Consider the following 19,941-nt stretch of genomic DNA (forward strand, 5'->3'; position numbering starts at 1 on the left):
AAGATATAAAACCTAACTATTTCTTGATCAAATTTCATTTTAAATTCTTTTTCTTTTTAGTGTCTTGACGCAATACTTTGTTACCTATCGATTTTCTCATTCAAAAAGGAGTTACATAAACGCATGTAAAACCCTCAAATTCGTCATAAACGAGGTCAAATTCGGTAGTTCGATTCTCATAATTAACCTTTCCACCTACAAATGGAGAGCTAAAATCGAAAGAAGCAACTTGTACATGTTGTTCAAAGCTTAAACCTGGTGTTGCATACAACTTATAAAGAGATTCTTTGACTCCCCAGATAATTGTTAGTGCTCTGGTAACGTCTAGTTGTTTATTCTGAATAAAAGACAGTTCGGTTTCAGAAACAAATTTGTGTGATATTCTATTGATTTTTTCACGTTGTTTTTCAATATCAATCCCTACAGGTTTATCACTAATAATAATTCCCGAAAAATTATAGGAGTGTGTGATCGAAATATAATTTTCATCTCTCAAATGAGGTTTCCCCAAATCATCATAAAACAGGTCAAAATCGCTATAATTTGCTTCTGCCAAAAGATGACGTATGCTCATAAAACCTCTGCGATGCATTTCTGATTTCATCCCGCTCACTCTTGCCGTGCAATGTGGAGTTAATGTTATTCCTTCTGCCAGTGTTTCATAAGATTCTTCAATCTTCCAAATCAACACTTTAGTACTTTGATCTACTGTTATAGTTTTGTAAAGAGGCATTTAAAGTATTAAAGTTATTACGTACCTTTGCAAACTGAAAATCGAAAGAATATTTCTCAGATTTTCTGACAACGAATTTAGAACAATTTAGTGCTAAATACCAAAAAGCACTGGATATACATAAAATAAATATTATGAGTACTAAAACAGCACCTTATGTTCCTTACAAAGTAAAAGATATTTCTCTTGCAGGATGGGGAAGAAAAGAAATTGAATTGGCAGAAGCAGAAATGCCAGGATTAATGTCTTTACGTGAAGAATATAAAGACGAACAACCTCTTAAAGGAGCTAGAATTGCAGGATGTTTACACATGACGATACAAACTGCTGTATTAATAGAAACACTAGTTGCTTTAGGAGCAGAGGTTACCTGGAGTTCTTGTAATATCTTTTCTACGCAGGATCAGGCAGCAGCTGCTATTGCAGATGCAGGAATTCCAGTTTACGCCTGGAAAGGAATGAATGAAGAAGAATTTGACTGGTGTATTGAACAAACCCTTTTCTTTGGAGAAGATCGTAAACCTCTTAATATGATTCTCGATGATGGAGGCGATCTTACCAATATGGTATTAGACAAATACCCTGAACTAGTAGATGATATCAAAGGATTATCTGAAGAAACCACTACTGGTGTTCATCGTTTGTACGAAAGAATGAAAAACGGAACATTACCGATGCCTGCTATAAACGTTAATGACTCTGTGACTAAGTCCAAATTCGATAACAAGTATGGATGTCGCGAAAGTGCTGTTGATGCTATCCGTCGTGCTACCGATACTATGCTTGCTGGTAAGCGTGTTGTAGTTTGTGGATATGGAGATGTAGGTAAAGGTACTGCGGCATCATTTAGAGGAGCTGGTTCTATCGTTACCGTAACAGAAATCGATCCTATTTGTGCTTTGCAAGCTGCGATGGATGGATATGAAGTAAAGAAACTGGATACTGTTATTGGTAAAGCCGATGTGGTAATTACTACTACTGGAAATAAAGATATCGTTCAAGGACAACACTTCAAGGCTTTAAAAGACAAAGCAATTGTTTGTAACATTGGTCACTTTGATAATGAAATAGATATGGCATGGTTAAATGACAATTATGGAAACACCAAAGACGAGATCAAACCTCAGGTAGATAAGTATACTATTGACGGAAAAGATGTGATCATCCTGGCAGAAGGTCGTTTGGTAAATCTTGGTTGTGCTACAGGACACCCTAGTTTTGTAATGAGTAATTCTTTTACCAACCAGACTTTGGCGCAAATAGAGCTTTGGAATAACTCTGAGAATTATAAAAATGAAGTGTATATGCTACCTAAACACCTTGACGAAAAGGTTGCAAAATTACATTTAGCGCGTTTAGGAGTCGAATTGGAAACATTGAGACCAGAGCAAGCAGAATATATTGGGGTAACGGTTGAAGGACCATTTAAACCAGAATACTACAGATACTAAAATAGTATTGTTTATTACAATAATTCAAAAACAACCTTCGATTGAGATTGAGGGTTGTTTTTTTTATACTCAAGTTTTGACTACATTTAAAAAGCTTAAATAATTAAAATACCATGAGGCTTTTTTTTAGTTTTTGGTTAGTGAGTATTACTGTTTTTTCGCAAAACAACGAGGAAGTATTTCAAAAGATTAAAACACAATTTAAGACTATTACAAACCTGCAAGAAGAAGGGTTGCTACAAGAAAAAACTAAATCTTATTCTTGTCCTGACCAAAGCACACAAGGGGTTTTATCATATTTCTATCAAGGTTCAAAGCTTCAACTAATCACTCATACTGTTGATCAAGGACATCATTCTGTAACTTATCATTATTACATCAATAACGACTTACTTTTTTTCTGTTTTATCGAAGAAGGTTTTGATAATGATCAATCGATCTATGACAGTACGAATCAAGATTTGATAGCAACCAATGAAAACTGGAACGTTATTCAAAAAAGAATTTATTTTTTTAAAGAAACCCCCATTAAATGCCTACTAAAAGAATACGGAAGTAAAGATATAACAGGGCAGATGCAAACTAACGATTTGCCCATTACAAACTATTTTAAAAACAAGCAAGTCGACTGTACTGAAGAGGAAATACAAAAAATCAAACAAACATATCGTGAACTTACCAAACCCATTAAAAACCTGTGTTTGCTCGAGTATTAAACAAAAAATCCCTTTTCTAACGAAAAAGGGATTCTCTTTTTTGTATGATAAGATCATTTAATCTAACTCTGCTATCAGGCAATCTTCGTAAGAAGCAATTTTGTTTTGAATCATAGCTAAACCTTCACTTCTGGAAGCCATAGGATCTATTTTTACCGTATCTCCATTTGGCAAGTGCATTACATAAAATCCGTCTTTAAAAGAAGAAAGTTTAATCACCTCGCCATTAGGCTTTATCGCACTCCATGACTTATGCGTAGGACTATATACCAAATCCAATTTATCTCCTTTTCTTTCCCCCTCTATAACCTTTATTTGCATTCTGTTTTTGGTTGCGGTCATCTCAAAAGTATTTCCATCTTTTTCAACAACTTGCATCTCCATCTCTCCTTCATTCATTGCTAATGGATTAGAACCGCTCCAAAATTCAATTACATTAAAGATTAATACATCCCCAACAAAGAACAATCCATAAACAGGAATGATATTAAACACCCAAAAAATAAGGTTATCCAAGAACTTGCTATCAGTTAATCCATCATTCCAATCTCTAAGACCATTGAATGCCGAGAAAGAACCCAAACAACTAGAAAATAGAATTGAAGCCGACAATAAAGTACACACAGTTAGTTTTTTCATAATTAAGAATTTTAATGATTTATGTAATTAAAGTTAAACTAACTTTTTTGAATACCCTATTTTTATTCGCTAATTCAAAATATGCAGGAACTAAAAAACCCTTTTCATTTTCATGAAAAGGGTTCCTATATATTACAAAGGAAAGTCCTTATGCTTCAAATGGAACTATAGAAACATAAGATTTATTATCTTTCTTTTTAGTAAACTTTACGATACCATCTACTTTGGCATGTAAGGTATGATCTTTACCAGCATAAACATTTTCTCCTGGCTTGTGGGCTGTACCTCTTTGTCTTACAATGATGTTACCAGCCACGGCAGCTTGTCCACCAAATATCTTTACACCTAAGCGTTTCGATTCTGATTCTCTACCGTTCTTCGAACTACCAACTCCTTTTTTATGAGCCATTTTCTTTAGGTTTTATATTGTTAATACTAAACAGGGTGTACCTGCTATTTATCTATTTTCCTTGTAAAGCTTCTATTAATTCAGCTTTCTTCATAGAAGAAATTCCTGAAATTCCTTTAGCTTTAGCCATCTCCTTCAATTCAGCTACAGTTTTAGAGCTTAAATCTTCTGCTCCTGTTGCTTTAGGTTTAGCTTCTGCTTTTGGAGCAGCTTCTTTTACTGCTTTTTCAGCTTTCGCTTTAGGTTCTGCTTTTTTAGTCTCTTTCTTAGGAGCAGCTTTCTTAGCTCCAGAAGTTACGATGTCTTCAATAACGATTTCCGTTAGAGATTGACGGTGACCATTCTTAACACGGTAACCTTTACGTCTCTTTTTCTTGAAAACAATAACTTTATCACCTTTTAGGTGTCTTGTAATCTTGGCTCCTACTTGAGCTCCTTCTATAACTGGGGCGCCTAGAGTAACCTTGTCTCCGTCTGCTGCAAGAAGAACTTTATCGAAAGCTACTTTATCACCTTCTTCTCCTGCTAAACGATGTACAAATACTTTTTGGTCTTTTGCAACTTTAAATTGCTGCCCTGCTATCTCTACAATTGCGTACATAGCGTAACGTTTAATTAATTATGTTAAATATAAGAACATGCCTATTCGATAGGCGGGTGCAAATATACTGCTAATTAATTAAATGCCAAATATTTTTACGCCTCAACCGGGGAAGAATGATGATTTTTTCTGGGATTCCAACTTTCTTTAAATAATTGCATAAAGGAAAGCGTCAAAACGAAGGTAGTAGCGAATCCCATTATTGCAGCTATAAATACCACTATACCTACACCAACGTGGTAATGAGAACTCCAATTGGCAAGCATTTCTGGCAAGAAGTCGGTTTGAATATTGGTTACATATACTGCAAAAAACGCAGTAAATATAAGCGTAGCATTAAACCCTGTAAGAAGACCTGTCATAAATCCTTTCTGGTAGTCAAACTCTTTTCGCTTTTCTTCTTTATATATTTTCATTGCCCTATATAGTCCAAAAGCAACGACCACCCCATTTCCGAGACTAAACACAGGGTTGGTTTGCACTCCAAATAAGGACAAAATTAAAAAGTAAGCAATAAGTCCAATTGCTATATAAACACCATACTTAACAGGGATCGCTGACATTTTCATCTCTTCATTTTTTAGGATTTGTAATTTAAAATTAAGAAATTTAAGAGTTTTTTAACCTTAAAAGCTTGTTAATTTATTGTTTTTGAACCTTTTAAGCTAAAGCACTTTTTTTACACACAAACTGTAACAAAATCACATTTTTTAACACAAATCCTTAAAACAAAATTATTACTAATGAAAAAGAAATTTTACGCAATTGCATGTGGGCTTATGATTACTGCATCCGCATTTGCACAAGAAGTGAAGTTTACAGAATATGACCTAGACAACGGTCTTCATGTAATTCTACACCAAGAAAACAAAGCTCCGGTAGTAACCGTGGGTGTCATGTATCATGTTGGGGCAAAGGATGAAGAAACAGGAAGAACAGGATTTGCTCATTTCTTTGAACACTTATTATTTGAAGGAACCAAAAATATCGAAAGAGGTAAGTGGTTTGATATTGTTTCTGCAAACGGAGGGAGAAATAACGCAAATACTACACAAGATAGAACGTATTATTACGAAACATTACCTTCTAATAATTTAGAACTAGCTTTATGGATGGAATCTGAAAGAATGTTACATCCTGTGATTAACAAAATTGGCGTAGACACACAAAACGAAGTTGTAAAGGAAGAAAAGAGACAACGTATTGATAATGCACCTTACGGAAAAATTATTTATCAAACTGCCATTGGTAAACACTTATTCAAAAAACACCCATACAAAGAGTCTGTAATTGGTAGCATGGAGGATTTGGATGCAGCTAAGTTGGATGAGTTTATCGCTTTTAATCAAAAATTTTATAACCCAAACAATGCTACCCTTGTTGTAGCTGGTGATATCCAAATCGAGAATGCAAAAAAAATGATCGCTGATTATTTTGGAGACATCAAAAACAACGGTGAAAAAATCACGAGAACGGTAATAAAAGAAGATCCTATTACTACCGAAATAAAGGCGACAGAAACCGATGCTAACATTCAGCTTCCTGCAAAAGTATTGGTATATAGAACCCCAAAGCAGACAGACAGAGACACCTATGTTTTAAACTACATCTCTACCATACTTACCGGTGGTAATAGCTCCAGAATGTACAAAAATATGGTAGAGGACAAAAAAGTAGCTTTGCAGGTATTTGCTTTTGCCAATGCACAAGAAGATTACGGCACATATACTATGGTTGCGCTACCCTTAGGACAAGTAGGTTTGGACAAGCTACAGGCTGAAATGGATGCTGAAATCGAGAAATTACAAAACGAATTAATCACAGAAAGAGAATTTCAAAAATTACAAAATCAGTTCGAAAACAACTTTGTAAATTCCAATTCGGATATCGAAGGCATTGCAGGTTCTTTGGCAACCTACAACGTGCTTTATGGTAATACTGATTTGATCAATAAAGAAATTGAAATTTACAGATCTATTACACGAGAAGATATCCAAAAGGTAGCTAAGAAATATCTTAACAAAAACCAACGTCTTAATCTTGATTACGTTTCAGAGTCAAGTAAATAATACAAAGCATCATCGAAATGAAAAAAAATATCATATACTTAGTCGCATTTTTATTGACTGTTATCAGTGCAAATGCGCAGATCGACAGATCCAAAATGCCTAAATCAGGACCTACTCCTACTATTAATTTGGGAGAACCTTTTACTTTTAAAATGGGCAATGGTCTTACCGTTTTGGTTGTAGAAAATCATAAACTACCAAGAGTAAGTGTAAGCTTATCTCTAGACAATCCTCCTAACGCTGAAGGTGAAAAAGCAGGAATCAGTGCGATCACTTCTGGAATGATGGGAAAAGGAACGAAAAGCATCGACAAGGACACATTTAATGAAGAAGTAGATTTTCTTGGAGCAACATTAGATATTGGTACTCAAGGAGGGTTTGCACAATCATTATCAAAATACGCAGATCGAATTATTGAATTATTTGCCGATGCGACACTTCATCCAAAATTCACTCAGGAAGAATTGGATCTTGAAAAGAAAAAACTTATTGAAAATATTAAAACCGGAGAAAAGAGCGCTGAAGCGATAGCTCAAAGAGTAAGAGCAGTTTTGGCTTATGGTAAAAATCACCCGGCTGGAGAATACGTGACAGAAAAGACCGTAAATAATATTAATCTTAGTGATATAGAGGCTTACTACAGAATGAATTTTGTTCCTTCTTACGCCTATATGGTAATTAGTGGTGATATCACCACAGATAAAGCTAAAAAATTAGTTGAAAAACACTTTACGTCCTGGACCGCAGGAAAAGCACCTTCTTTTACTTTACCAGAGGTAAGAGATGCTCAATATCGACAAATCAATTTTGTTGATATGCCAAATGCGGTACAAACTGAAGTTTCAGTCATGAATATAACAGATTTAAAAATGGCAGACGAAGATCACCATGCGGCTTTGGTTGCCAATTATATTCTTGGTGGTTCTTTTGGAAGTTACATCAATATGAACCTAAGAGAAGAACATGGGTATACGTACGGAGCAGGATCTAGATTCCCTAGAGAAAAGTATCACAACTCTGCTTTCAGGGCCTCTACTAAAGTTAGAAACATGGTTACCGATAGTGCTGTTGTTGAGATTCTAAAAGAGATCAAAAGAATCAGAACAGAAGACGTAGAAGATGAGATGCTTAAGAATGCCAAAGCAAAGTTCTTAGGAGAATTCATTCTAGCTTCAGAAAGCGATAGAACCATCGCCCGAAGAAGTATTAACATTAAAACTCAAGACCTTCCAAAAGATTTTTACGAAACTTTTATTGCTAAGATTAATGCGGTAAGTAAAGCAGATGTAAAAAGAGTAGCTAACAAATACTTCAATGTAGACAAGGCAAGAATTGTTTTGGTAGGCAAAGGAAGTGATGTGCTAGAAAACCTTGAAAAAGTGAGTTTTGAAGGTAAAAAAGTGCCTATTTTATACTTTGATAAGTACGGAAGTAAAACAGAAAAACCTGATTATAATGCAGCATTACCAGAAGGTGTTACTGGTCAATCTGTATTAGACACCTATTTTAAAAATATTGGTGGAAAGGAAAAACTAGAAGCAGTGCAATCTGTTTTCACAACTGCAGAAGCTGCATTTAATGGAAACACACTTGGGCTAGTTGCAAAAACTACGGCAAAAAATCAATCTTTAATCGAGGTGAAGTTTGGTGCAATAACTGCTCAAAAAGTAGTTTTTGATGGTACTACTGGATATGTAATGGCTCAAGGACAGCGTATTGATTACACCGAGGACCAAATAAAAGAAGCCAAAGCAGATTCTTATCCTTTTTCAGAGCTTAAAAATGCTTCAGCAAAATTAGAGGGCACACAACCTTATGATGGTGGCAAAGCCTATGCTGTAAAATTAAGCGATAAGAAAACAGCATTCTTTGATACCGAAACTGGTTTAAAAGTAAAAGAAGTAACTATACAAGAACAAGGCGGACAAAAAATACCTGTTACGGTAATGTATAGCGATTACAAAGAAGTAAATGGGATTAAATTTCCGTTTACTATATCCCAAGCTTTAGGGCCTCAAAAAATTGATTTTGTAGTAAAAGAAATCAAAATCAACGAAGGAGTAACCGACGAGGATTTTAAATAAAATTCCAATAGCATAAATATCATAAAGGTTCGTTTGCAAAAACGGACCTTTATTTATTTCTATTGGTCAAATACACTCCAAAAATTATCACTCCCGAAGCCAATAATTGGTACAGAGAAAATTTTTCATTATCCCATAATCCCCACACCAAAGCAATAATAGGCATCGTATAGGTTACCGAACTGGCAAATACAGGTGTACTTATTTGTACTAATTTATTAAACATTAACTTAGCTATCCCGGTACCTATCACTGCCAATACTGCCATATAAGCAATACTCATTTGTATATCATGGTTCGAAAACATTTCGGTTTTAAAAAAGTCAGCAAAGAAAAGTACAATAAGCGCCGGAAAAAATAGAACTACAAAATTACCATTGGCAATCGCCATCGGAGAAACATGTTGCAAGTACCGTTTGATGATATTTACATTTAGTCCATACCCAAAAGTCGCTATGATCACCAAAAGTGCATACTCATAATTTTGATCCGGATTAATAATTGCGCCCTCCCATATCAAACCAACACAACCAATAAAACCAATGATAACCCCTACCAATTGATTTTTATAAAATCGTGTGGCAAAAAACAATATTCCTAATACAAAGGTGATCAAGGGAGTTAGCGAGTTCAATATCGAAGTGATACCGCTATCGATTTCAGTTTCGGCAAAAGCAAACAAAAATGCCGGAATAAATGTTCCTACAAGTGCAGAAATAGCAATCCATTTCCATTCCTTGGCTTGAATGGTTTTGATACTTCTAAAACCGATAGAAAATAAAAACAATGCAGCGAATACCGTTCTTAGTGCACCCAGTTGCATTGGGGTAAGACCAATTAAGGCTTTTTTGATTAGGATAAATGAACTACCCCAGATAAGAGATAGAACAGCAAGGTAAATCCATTTTACTTTTGTGGTTGGCATGTATTTTCCCCTTAATGTTAAGCAGCAAAAATGGTAAAAATCCTGACGACCAGAAGGGGTTTAAAGAGAAAATTAACTTACATTTAGCTTTCATTTATATTCTTCATCCCAACGAAGACTCTCAATCAAATGTTTCATATCGTTTCGTAAGTAATCTGCAGCAGGTAGAATTGAGTCATAGTTCGGTTTTGCCCTGAAATAAATAGACCCTACAACAAAGTGCTGAACACTATCCGTTAAATAAAACTGAGATTGAGAAGCAGCATCTCCTGTAACCTCATAAAACATACCATACACCTTGTTTTCAGCATCAATATAAGGCTCTTGAGTGATTCCATCGGCCTTGATAAAGTGCTCCTGAGTAAGATTCTGAGCATCTCTTAACAAAGAATCAAGGTTGTTTCCTACTTCGAAATAAGAGATATATAATGTGGCTCTTAGTCTTTTATAATCCAGATCATACCAGCAATTCTTATTTCTTCTGGCTTTTCGCAAATCTGAAAATTCGTTTTTTTCAAATGTATACGGACAAGGAAGCTCTACCTTTTTATATATAGGTTCGGGATAACTCAATCGTAACATTCCCTTTGGCTTAGGAATTACTTCTCCTCCGCAAGATACCATCAATAAAGATGAGATCACAAATAGTAAGATTCTAAATTCTCGATTCATTCAGTTATAGTTAACTTCACTTGTTTAATTCGTTTTCTATCCAAAGATTCTATTTTGAAAACATAAACTCCCAAACTAATTTGCTCACCTCGTTTTGGGAAACTCCCCGATATTTCTAAAAGTAAGCCTGCAATGGTCTCGGCATCTCCTTTCCTTTCTTCAAAAATCTTATTGTCTTCTAACTTCAATACTCTGTAAAAATCTTTGAGCGCTGTTCTTCCTTCAAACACATAATTTTGATCATCTAGTTTAGAATACACTAGATCCTCATCATCAAACTCGTCACTAATATCCCCCACAATTTCTTCAATGATATCTTCTAGCGAAATAAGTCCACTAGTTCCTCCATATTCGTCTACTACAATTGCCAAATGATTCTTCTTATTTTTAAAATCATTGAGAAGGTCATCCAATTTTTTATTTTCCGGAACAAAATACGGATCTCTAATTAAACTCACCCAATCAAAGTCCGTTTTACTAATATGTGGCAAAAGATCTTTTGCATAAAGAATGCCCACAACTTTATCTATACTTTCTTCATAAACCGGAATACGAGAATACCCATTTTGAACAATCTCAGAAAGTATTTCTTTGTATTTTGCTTCTACATTAAGTGCAAAAATATCTATCCTAGGACGCATCACCTGTTTGGTATCAGTGTTTCCAAAAGAAACGATTCCTTCTAGAATTTTTTTCTCTTCCACAGTAGTATCCTGATCCGAGGTAAGCTCTAACGCCTGAGACAATTGATCTACACTGATATTTGATTTTTGCTTCCCTAATCGATTATGAATCCGAACTGTAAATCGACTCATCGGAACACTAATAGGAGTTAACACCCAATCCAATACACCTAGAGGCCTGGACATGAATTTAGCAAACTTCACTTTGTTTCTGCTGGCGTATATTTTTGGTAAAATCTCACCAAAAAGTAAAATCAAAAAGGTAACCACTCCAACCTCAACAAAAAATCGCAATTTGAACCATTCCAAATCGAAGAGCACAATATTGTCTAAACTCTTAAAATAGATTTTCCCTAGGGAATCAAACAAAAGTACTATAGCTATATTGATAAAATTATTGGCCACCAATATCGTTGCCAAAAGTTTCTTTGGCTTATTAAGCAGCTTGGATACTATACCAAGGTTTTTAGAATTCGATGCTTCGCCTTCTTCTTTGATATCCGAAGCCGTTAACGAGAATAAGGCAACTTCGCTACCAGAGATTAACGCCGAAAAAACAAGCAGAATTAGTAATGCCACTACATTCAAAGTGTGCATCGCATCAAAAAAGAATAAAAAGGTAAATATAGGTTCGGGATCAGGGTCCAAATTATATTGGTTTAGTTAAACTTGCTTAGAACGGAAGATCATCTTCTTCCATATCTGGTGTACTGGATGAACCTTGTTGCGGTGTAGCAACAGGAGCATTCATATTTGTTGCTTGTTGAGGAGTCCCCCCAACAGATTGGGCTTCGTTCTTTGGGGTTAAAAAGGTGAAATCTGTACATTGTATTTCTGTACTATATCTATCCTTACCCTGCTCGTCTTGCCATTTTCTGGTTTTTAAACGGCCTTCTATGTATATTTTATCTCCTTTATTAAGATATTTCTCGCAAATTTCCGCTGCTTTATTTCGAACTACGATATTGTGCCATTCGGTAGAAGTCACTCTTTCGCCTGTCGTTTTATTTACATACGAATCATTAGTAGCCAAGGGGAACCTTCCTATGCAACCTCCTCCTTCAAAATAATGCATCTTTACTTCATCTCCTGTATGCCCAATGAGCATTACTTTATTTAGTGTACCTGACATTTTCTGTTTGTTATTAATAGTAAATGTAATAAAAAAGGATCATACCTTAAAAAACGAATCTATAAAATTACCTAACAATATAGGAACCGGATAATTGTGTATTTCTTGACGATTCACATTTTTTTGTATGCCCTGGAGCAGCAGGTTTGTATCGGTTTTAATGATAAAAAATCGGGTATAAATATGTTGATGTGATAACTTGTGAACGATTGGTTCTTCTTTGAAGGGAGTAATGACATACTCACCTCCATTTACCATTTCTTTAAACGTTTGTGTTGTCGGAATTGTATCCACAGTGCATTTTTCATCTTCGATTAAAGGGAATTCGTATAAACCTTCCCAAATTCCTTTTCCCAAACGTTGTTGCAAAACAGTTTGATTACCATTATCATAAACCAAGTAGTTGAAATACCTTTTTTTCACCTTTATCTTTTTAAGCTTCACTGGCAATTCGCCAATAGCTCCTTTATCCAAGCCTACACAACTATCATTAATTGGACAAACAATACAATATGGATTTTTTGGTTTGCATTGTAGGGCTCCAAATTCCATGATGGCTTGGTTGTAGGTTGCAGGTTGTTCATGATCCATCAATTCAATAGCCAACCCTTTAAACTCTTTGATACCCGCAGTTGTATTAATTGGAGTGTTGATCCCAAAATATCTAGACAACACTCTATAGACATTCCCATCGACAACCGGTGTCGGCTCATCATAACAGATAGAAGCAATTGCACTTGCCGTATAATCCCCGACTCCCTTAAGCTCTAGTAGACCTTTATAAGTATCAGGAAACACACCTTCTAATTCGTTAACAATATATTTGGCGGTTGCATGAAGATTTCTTGCTCTGGAATAATACCCTAAACCTTGCCATAATTTTAATACCTGTTCTTCGGTTGCAGAAGCGAGTTCGAATACCGTTGGAAAAGCCTCTGCAAATGACAAATAATACGGTAATCCTTGCGCAACTCGAGTTTGTTGAAGAATAATTTCACTCAACCAAATTCGATATGGGTCTTTGGTTTCGCGCCATGGCATTGTTCTTTTGTTTTGTAAATACCACGTAATGAGTTTTTTAGAAAATTTCATAGCAAAATTATAGGTTTTGCAAAATTAAAGCATTAAAGATGATAATTTAATCTTAAGTATTGATTTTTTGGAATTTAAATTCTTATATTTGCCCCCTTGAAAATTTAGAAAAACCCCTTAAATAGGAATTATAATGACTAAAGCAGATATCGTAGCAAAAATTTCAGAAAAGCTAGGAATTGAAAAAGGAGATGTACAAGCAACAGTTGAAACTTTCATGGAAGAAGTAAAAAGTTCTTTAGAAAGTGGAGACAATGTTTACCTAAGAGGATTTGGTAGCTTTATCATCAAAACAAGAGCAGAAAAAACTGGACGTAATATTTCTAAAAATACTACCATCAAAATTCCTGCACACAACATCCCTGCATTTAAGCCTGCTAAAGTATTCGTAGAAGGTGTAAAGACGAATGTAGAAGTAAAGTAATAAAGAATAGTAATAAATAAACAATAGTACACTATGCCAAGTGGTAAAAAACGTAAAAGACACAAGGTAGCGACGCACAAGCGTAAAAAAAGAAGAAGAGCTAATCGCCACAAGAAAAAGTAGTTTCTAACTACTTTTTTCGTTTAAAAGTTCTTTGAAATCGAAATAAAGACACTACACTTCGGCTACCAAAATGTAGGCTTTATTTCAACGGAATTCTATAAAATTCCTGTGAAAAAATTGTTTAATCCATTCCGATAACTATCGGGATAAAAATCTAATTAAGAGTGAACAAAGAATTGATCATTAGATCTGGTTCCTCTACAGATTTTGCCTTATTAAAGGATGGAAAACTCATTGAATTACACAAGGAAGAAGATGACAGTAATTTCTCGGTTGGTGATATTTTTATAGCCAAAATCCGAAAATCTGTCCCTGGGTTAAATGCGGCATTTGTGAATGTCGGATATGAAAAAGATGCTTTCCTGCATTATCACGACCTGGGTCCTCAAGTATCTTCTTTACTTAAATTCATTAAACGTGTAAGCACAGGTAAATTAAAAAACTATTCTCTGAAGGATTTTCCTTTTGAGAACGATATTGATAAGCACGGTATTATTACCAATGTGCTTAAATCAAATCAGTCGCTATTAGTACAAATAGTAAAAGAACCTATATCTACCAAAGGCCCAAGAATAAGCTCTGAGCTTTCTATAGCCGGAAGATATATAGTCTTAGTTCCTTTTTCAAACCGGATCTCTATTTCGCAGAAAATAGAATCTTCAGAAGAAAAAGAACGCTTAAAGAGGCTTGTAAAGAGCATTAAGCCCAAAGGTTTTGGTATTATTGTTCGTACTGTAGCAGAAGGCAAGAAAGTAGCAGAACTAGATAAAGATTTGCAAAATCTGATGGACCGCTGGAAAGCAATGTGTAAAAAATTATACAAAGCACACCATCCATCAAAAGTATTGGGTGAAATGAACAGAGCATCCTCGATTTTGAGAGATGTATTCAATGATACCTTTACTTCGATAGTTGTAGATGACGAAGAGCTCTACAATCGAATAAAAGAGTATCTGCAAGAAATTGCGCCCAAAAAAGAATCAATTGTTAAACTTCATAATGCAAGAGTACCTATTTTTGAAAAATACGGTATCGAAAGACAGATAAAAACTAGTTTTGGCAAAACTGTATCGATGAGCAAAGGAGCTTATTTGGTAATAGAACATACCGAAGCCATGCACGTTATCGATGTGAATAGCGGTAACCGATCAAATAAGGCCAAAAATCAAGAAGACACTGCTCTCGAAGTTAATCTAATCAGCGCAGCCGAAGTTGCACGGCAATTACGCCTTAGAGACATGGGTGGTATTATAGTCGTCGATTTTATCGACATGAATAATGCCGAAAATCGTAGAACCCTTTTTAATCATCTCCGGGAAGAGATGAAAGATGACAGGGCAAAGCATAAGATTTTACCCCCTAGTAAATTTGGATTGATTCAAATTACGCGACAACGCGTACGACCAGAAATGAACATTAAAACCCGCGAGGTAGATCCTAGCGGTATCAATGGCGAAATTGAGGCGCCAATTGTTCTAGTAGATAAAATAAAGGTCGAATTAGAAAAATTAATTAAAAAAGAGCATAAAAAGATTACGCTGAGTGCGCATCCTTTTATTGCCGCTTTTTTAACAAAAGGATTTCCATCTACCCGTTCTAAATGGCTTTTTGACCATAAAAGATGGGTTAAGATTGTACCTAGAGACGCTTACACGTATTTAGAATATCATTTTCACGATAAAAATGGTGATGTGATAAAATAACAGAAACCCAGTTCATACACGAACTGGGTTTTTTGTTTATTACTAATTTTGAATCTATCAGCTTTTTATTTGATAATCAGGATGTCCAGTTTGCCACAGAGCGAAAGATAAAATGGTGGCGAATCTCTCAAATTCCTTTCGTTTTGTGTCATCTATCCCATGTCCTGCTTCAGCATCGATCAATAACAAATTATGAGTGTTTTTTGAGGTATTTGCAGCCTTCAATCTTGCCCCAAACTTGATAGAATTCCAAACAGGAACTCTTGGATCGTTTAACCCAGCAGTTAATAATGTCGAAGGGTACTTTTCTCCTTTATCATTAATATGATGATAAGAATCCATCTCCAACAACCCCTGAAATTCTTCTGGGTCATTAATATCACCTAGTTCTTTTGCAATATTTGCTCCATTTGCATCTTCCATAGATCTAATTACATTAAGAGCACCAAATTCTACAATAGCAGCCTTAAATAAATCAGGGCGTTCGGTTATTGATCTACCAATTAAGATTCCTCCGGCACTCCCACTCCAAATAGCCATTTTTTCTGGAGAGGTAAATTTATTTTCTATTAAAAATTCTGCGCAAGAAATAAAATCTTTCCAAGTATTAGGTTTGGTTATCTTATACCCTCCTTTATGCCATGCATCACCCTTTTCTCCTCCTCCTCGTATGTGAGCAATAGCATAAATACCTCCTTCCATTACCCATAATAATCTTCTTAAAGAGAAAGAAGGTTCCATAGAAATTCCGAAAGCACCATATCCATCCATCATTACAATGTTCTTCCCGTCTTTTTTTAATCCTTTGTTATAAATTAATGATAAAGGAATTTTTTTACCATCATGTGCAGTTACTTCAATTTCCTCTACGATAATATTCTTGATTTTTTGATTCTCAAAAGGAACATTTACAGAGTTATCCTTGAGAACACCTTGTTTGTATTCGTAACTCTTATTATCCGTTGTCCATCCCTTGGCCGTAATCCATAATTCTGGATCATCATACCCTTTGGACCTTATGCCAATATCTCCATAGGTTTCTGGAAGTTCTATTTCTCCAAAACCATTTCCTTCTTGCTTATACAAACTAGCTTTTACACCGTTCTTATTGGTAACAAAATACAATCCGTCATTGGTGATAGCAAAATCAGTGATTACTTTATCCTCAAACTCATTAACCAGGACTACAGGATTCTCAAAATCTGGGTTTGAAATTGATGTTTTACAAATTTTGAAATTAGGAGCATCTTTGGATGTTCTATATATTAAAGAATCTCCTTTTACAAAGAATATTTTAATTTGATCTGTTTTTTTGAACAGTGGAACCCAACTTTTCTCCCCTACATCTGATATAAGTTGGTAATATGAATCATAATAATCCAACCCCCCAGAAACTTTCCCAATCAGGTATTTGCTTTTCGAATTTTCTAAAGTTACTATTGGAAAATCTTCCTCATTAATATCCAGATCTTTATTATTCTCTTTTGAAAAAATAGTTTTTATCTCAAAAGAAGGATTAGTAATATCAAACAATACAGATTTGGTGTTTTTTAGAAAACCTTCTTTATTTTGATCTACTACCGGGTGATGTAAATAAATAAACTGAAAATTATTTGGCAACCATTTTATCCCTCCAACCGAAGGCCAGGTATTTGTAATGGATCTTTGATATTGTTTCCCAGTATTTACGTCCAAAATGATCAATTCTGAGATTTCCTTACCTTTTTCAGTAAGGCTAACAACAATCTTTGAACCATCCCAATTAGGAGCAATGTAATTGATTAGAAATTCGGTGTTGGAGGTGTTTTTAAAATTCTTTGGATCGTACAAAAGTATTTCGTCGTCACTAAAAGAGGCTTTATAATAAAGTTTAGAAACATTTTCATTTGACATTCGTTTCAAATAAAAATGTTTGCCATTCTCGGTGATGCGACGTCTGGAAATTTTGAATTTTTTATTAGCATCATATTCTATCTGTTTATCAATTAGAAAATTCAGCTTTTCTATTCTTTTCAATATACTTTTGGAGCTTTCGTTTTCTCTTTCGATCCAACTCTTAATCTCTAGATCCTCCAGATTTTCAGCATAACTGTAAGGGTCCTTTATTTTATGACCATGATAACTATTAGTAACTACTCTTGGTTGAAGCATATTGTCCTTAGAATTTTTGCATCCAACTATCAATAAAAGAAGCAATATGATTTTAATAATACGCATATAAAATATCGAACCCATAATTATGACGACTTACGAATTACTTAATAATTGATACTGGGTTACCTAAAGTCTTTGTCCAAGTAATTGAAATACCACTACCATCATCATCATCGCCTCCATTTGTATCATCTCCGTTATTTCCACCTTTTATAGCATTAAGATTATCTAATCTTGAGATTTGTAATTTTTTTAGACTCAGCTTGTTTTGGATGAATGTTTTTTTCATGACTTAAAATTTAATTCGATTAATACTGATTCAAAAGTATAGATTAACTCCAAAAAAAGATCTGATTTACATGGCCCAGATGTCTGTTTTCATGAATTCCGAGTCTGTTTTCAAGGAAAACGAAACGTAAACTTCTGTTTATCAGTAGTTTTTGTTCTCGTAGAATTTGATCGCCATTACTTGTTTTTCACTTTTTTCTCTAATTGTTTCAGAAAAAAAGAAGGGTAAATACCTGTTCTTTTATGAAAGGATTTGGAAAATGCCTCGGTAGTGTTAAATCCAATCTCATTGGCGATAGCTTTGATAGTATATTTTCTGAACTTAGAATCCGACTTAAGCTTCTCTACAACAAAATCAATTCTTAGATCATTGACATAATTACTGAAGCTCTTATTTTTATAACTATTAATGATTTTTGATAGGTACTTAGAATTTGTCTTGAGTTCCTTTGATAACATACTTACAGTAAGATTGGGTTCCAAAAATTTCTCCTTCTCTTCAAAAGAGCCAAGTTTTCTCAAAATATCCTCTACAATAACATCTGATATTCCAATATCCTGAGGCTGCTTATTTTCGTATTTCTCAACAGTTGAGGGCCCTTTCTCTTGTTTTTCAAATAGTTCCTGAAATCTTGTTTGATAGATTTTTTTCTTCTTATTGTTTTTAACCAAGAAAAATATGACCAGAAATAATAGCGAGGATAAAACTATAATAACTATTATTCTATTTTTTTTATTCTTTTCCAAAGAATCAATTATCTCCTGTTTCTCACGAATTAAGTTTGGCGTAGAATACTCTTCATTAATCTTTTTATACAATTGCTTAAAATCCTTATTGAGTATATTATCGAATTTTAATAACCTATCTATATAATACAATTGTTTTTCAGTATCTCCTTTTTCTCTATAGCTTTTAATCAATAATTCATACGCCGGTCGTAAATCGGCAAAGAAATTTTCTTTTTCGAAAGTAACAGAATCTACAGTTTTTAAATATTCTATAGATTCATCTATTTTACCTAATTCATAATAGGTTTTACCCAAATACAAATCTGCAACCGTTAGTATAACGTCATTCAATTCATTCTTCCTGTCCTTATATATATGTTTTAATTTGGAAATACTATCCAGGGAAGTTTGATATTCCTCTCTATAAAAGTGAGTCATTCCCGAAGACAATAAGAAATTTCCATACAATACACTGTCTCCAAGCTTAAGAGATAATGCTATACCTTTTTTATTTTCATAATATGCAGAATCATAAATTTGATTGTTATTATAAGAATCGCCCAGAGCAAATATGGATTTTAAATAATCATATTTGTTCTCTGGATTTGCATCAAATTTCTTTTTGTAGTAATCTTTTATAGTCTTGAAAATCTCTAAGTTTTCATTGTATTCTCCTAAGTTGTTTTTCAACAAAGCAATAAAATACTTTATTCGATATTGTTGATCAATATTATTGCTTTTATTGGCATAAAGATTGGCCTTTACCAGTTCTTCCATAGACTCCTTGTACCTTCCATTTGCTCCAAGTCTATTTGCTTTGAACAAAAATGCTTTTGCAGGATATTCGAAATCTTCTTTGTTAACTGTGATATCAATTATACTATCTGCATAAGAAAGGGAGGTAAGGTGTGGAACTATTTGCGCAATCATGTAGTATCCATCTGCCTGCTTAATTACATCATTATCTAATTTTGCTTTCTTTAAAAAGGCTTCTGCATATTTTTTTGACAATATGGAGTCTGCAAAATACTTGTCATATTGTAAATTTAATTCACTGTAATCCTTTTTATGTAAAGAATCAGTATCCGATTCGACGGTAACCTGAGCTTTAATTTCATAAATCCCAACCAAAAAAAACAAAACAAAAGCCGTGCAAACATTTATTTTGGTTGAATAGTATTTCTTTCTCATTAAACAGTAGATTTTATTCCAAGAGTCTTTTTAAACATAATAACTCATGGACCTCGTATTGTTAAGGAACAAAAGTTGATAAACAATTAAACATAGTATGCTATTACATTTTTCTAATAAGTA

19 protein-coding genes are annotated in these 19,941 nt (G+C 34.3%); 6 read left to right on the plus strand and 13 right to left on the minus strand.

The window, feature by feature from the left end:
- Window positions 1–100 precede the first annotated feature (100 nt).
- The gene (locus BUE24_RS17120) at window positions 101–733 is read right to left on the minus strand and encodes a 4'-phosphopantetheinyl transferase family protein (protein WP_073318450.1); all 633 of its coding nucleotides are present in this window, start codon (window positions 731–733) and stop codon (window positions 101–103) included.
- A gap of 134 nt (window positions 734–867) precedes the next feature.
- Here BUE24_RS17120 and ahcY point away from each other — a divergent pair, with 134 nt between their 5' ends.
- Window positions 868–2,184, plus strand: a complete 1,317-nt coding sequence (gene ahcY / locus BUE24_RS17125; RefSeq protein WP_073318453.1) for an adenosylhomocysteinase — start codon at window positions 868–870, stop codon at window positions 2,182–2,184.
- Between the two features lie 113 nt (window positions 2,185–2,297).
- On the plus strand, window positions 2,298–2,900 hold the full coding sequence (locus BUE24_RS17130; protein ID WP_073318456.1) for a hypothetical protein: 603 nt from the start codon (window positions 2,298–2,300) through the stop codon (window positions 2,898–2,900).
- A gap of 57 nt (window positions 2,901–2,957) precedes the next feature.
- Here BUE24_RS17130 and BUE24_RS17135 read toward each other — a convergent pair whose 3' ends face one another.
- The 4 genes from BUE24_RS17135 to BUE24_RS17150 all read right to left on the minus strand — a co-directional run bounded on the left by BUE24_RS17135 (window position 2,958) and on the right by BUE24_RS17150 (window position 5,118).
- Entirely contained in the window at window positions 2,958–3,539 is a 582-nt protein-coding gene (locus tag BUE24_RS17135; protein ID WP_073318459.1) for a DUF3332 domain-containing protein, read from the minus strand.
- A 148-nt stretch (window positions 3,540–3,687) separates the two neighbouring features.
- Window positions 3,688–3,948 carry a 50S ribosomal protein L27 gene (gene rpmA, locus BUE24_RS17140; protein WP_073318462.1) on the minus strand — a complete coding sequence of 87 codons (261 nt, stop codon included), beginning with the start codon at window positions 3,946–3,948 and terminating at the stop codon, window positions 3,688–3,690.
- A 52-nt stretch (window positions 3,949–4,000) separates the two neighbouring features.
- Complete coding sequence (gene rplU / locus BUE24_RS17145; protein WP_073318465.1) at window positions 4,001–4,549, minus strand: 50S ribosomal protein L21; 549 nt, start codon at window positions 4,547–4,549, stop codon at window positions 4,001–4,003.
- Window positions 4,550–4,644: 95 nt separating this feature from the next.
- On the minus strand, window positions 4,645–5,118 hold the full coding sequence (locus tag BUE24_RS17150; RefSeq protein ID WP_073318468.1) for a DUF4199 domain-containing protein: 474 nt from the start codon (window positions 5,116–5,118) through the stop codon (window positions 4,645–4,647).
- 174 nt (window positions 5,119–5,292) lie between these two features.
- Between BUE24_RS17150 and BUE24_RS17155 the strand changes: the two genes are divergently transcribed.
- Both BUE24_RS17155 and BUE24_RS17160 read left to right on the plus strand, forming a co-directional pair.
- The gene (locus BUE24_RS17155) at window positions 5,293–6,618 is read left to right on the plus strand and encodes a M16 family metallopeptidase (RefSeq protein WP_073318471.1); all 1,326 of its coding nucleotides are present in this window, start codon (window positions 5,293–5,295) and stop codon (window positions 6,616–6,618) included.
- Window positions 6,619–6,635: 17 nt separating this feature from the next.
- Entirely contained in the window at window positions 6,636–8,702 is a 2,067-nt protein-coding gene (locus BUE24_RS17160; protein ID WP_073318474.1) for an insulinase family protein, read from the plus strand.
- A gap of 49 nt (window positions 8,703–8,751) precedes the next feature.
- On the opposite strand, the gene BUE24_RS17165 is transcribed toward BUE24_RS17160, so the two are convergent.
- The 5 genes from BUE24_RS17165 to mutY all read right to left on the minus strand — a co-directional run bounded on the left by BUE24_RS17165 (window position 8,752) and on the right by mutY (window position 13,206).
- Window positions 8,752–9,627, minus strand: coding sequence for a DMT family transporter (locus BUE24_RS17165; protein ID WP_073318477.1), 876 nt, complete (start codon window positions 9,625–9,627; stop codon window positions 8,752–8,754).
- A 90-nt stretch (window positions 9,628–9,717) separates the two neighbouring features.
- Window positions 9,718–10,299: a gliding motility lipoprotein GldD gene (gldD, locus tag BUE24_RS17170; RefSeq protein WP_073318480.1), complete on the minus strand. Its 582-nt coding sequence runs from the start codon at window positions 10,297–10,299 to the stop codon at window positions 9,718–9,720.
- A complete protein-coding gene (gene gldE, locus BUE24_RS17175; RefSeq protein ID WP_073318483.1) occupies window positions 10,296–11,630 on the minus strand; it encodes a gliding motility-associated protein GldE in 1,335 nt (444 codons plus the stop codon). Before gldE ends, gldD begins: the two co-directional genes overlap by 4 nt.
- A gap of 25 nt (window positions 11,631–11,655) precedes the next feature.
- Window positions 11,656–12,114, minus strand: a complete 459-nt coding sequence (locus BUE24_RS17180; RefSeq protein ID WP_073318487.1) for a single-stranded DNA-binding protein — start codon at window positions 12,112–12,114, stop codon at window positions 11,656–11,658.
- Between the two features lie 39 nt (window positions 12,115–12,153).
- Window positions 12,154–13,206 (minus strand): A/G-specific adenine glycosylase, encoded by a 1,053-nt coding sequence (gene mutY / locus BUE24_RS17185; protein ID WP_073318490.1) that lies wholly within the window; start codon window positions 13,204–13,206, stop codon window positions 12,154–12,156.
- A 133-nt stretch (window positions 13,207–13,339) separates the two neighbouring features.
- Here mutY and BUE24_RS17190 point away from each other — a divergent pair, with 133 nt between their 5' ends.
- Both BUE24_RS17190 and BUE24_RS17195 read left to right on the plus strand, forming a co-directional pair.
- The gene (locus BUE24_RS17190; RefSeq protein WP_024768281.1) at window positions 13,340–13,630 is read left to right on the plus strand and encodes an HU family DNA-binding protein; all 291 of its coding nucleotides are present in this window, start codon (window positions 13,340–13,342) and stop codon (window positions 13,628–13,630) included.
- Window positions 13,631–13,917: 287 nt separating this feature from the next.
- Complete coding sequence (locus BUE24_RS17195; protein ID WP_073318493.1) at window positions 13,918–15,456, plus strand: Rne/Rng family ribonuclease; 1,539 nt, start codon at window positions 13,918–13,920, stop codon at window positions 15,454–15,456.
- Between the two features lie 57 nt (window positions 15,457–15,513).
- On the opposite strand, the gene BUE24_RS17200 is transcribed toward BUE24_RS17195, so the two are convergent.
- From BUE24_RS17200 to BUE24_RS17210, 3 genes are all read right to left on the minus strand, one after another.
- A complete protein-coding gene (locus tag BUE24_RS17200) occupies window positions 15,514–17,607 on the minus strand; it encodes a prolyl oligopeptidase family serine peptidase (protein ID WP_170864620.1) in 2,094 nt (697 codons plus the stop codon).
- 103 nt (window positions 17,608–17,710) lie between these two features.
- On the minus strand, window positions 17,711–17,899 hold the full coding sequence (locus BUE24_RS17205) for a hypothetical protein (protein ID WP_073318496.1): 189 nt from the start codon (window positions 17,897–17,899) through the stop codon (window positions 17,711–17,713).
- Window positions 17,900–18,075: 176 nt separating this feature from the next.
- Window positions 18,076–19,818: a helix-turn-helix domain-containing protein gene (locus BUE24_RS17210; RefSeq protein ID WP_073318499.1), complete on the minus strand. Its 1,743-nt coding sequence runs from the start codon at window positions 19,816–19,818 to the stop codon at window positions 18,076–18,078.
- Window positions 19,819–19,941: the final 123 nt, after the last annotated feature.

The sequence above is a fragment of the Aquimarina spongiae genome (assembly GCF_900141785.1).
In the GTDB taxonomy this organism is placed as follows: domain Bacteria; phylum Bacteroidota; class Bacteroidia; order Flavobacteriales; family Flavobacteriaceae; genus Aquimarina; species Aquimarina spongiae.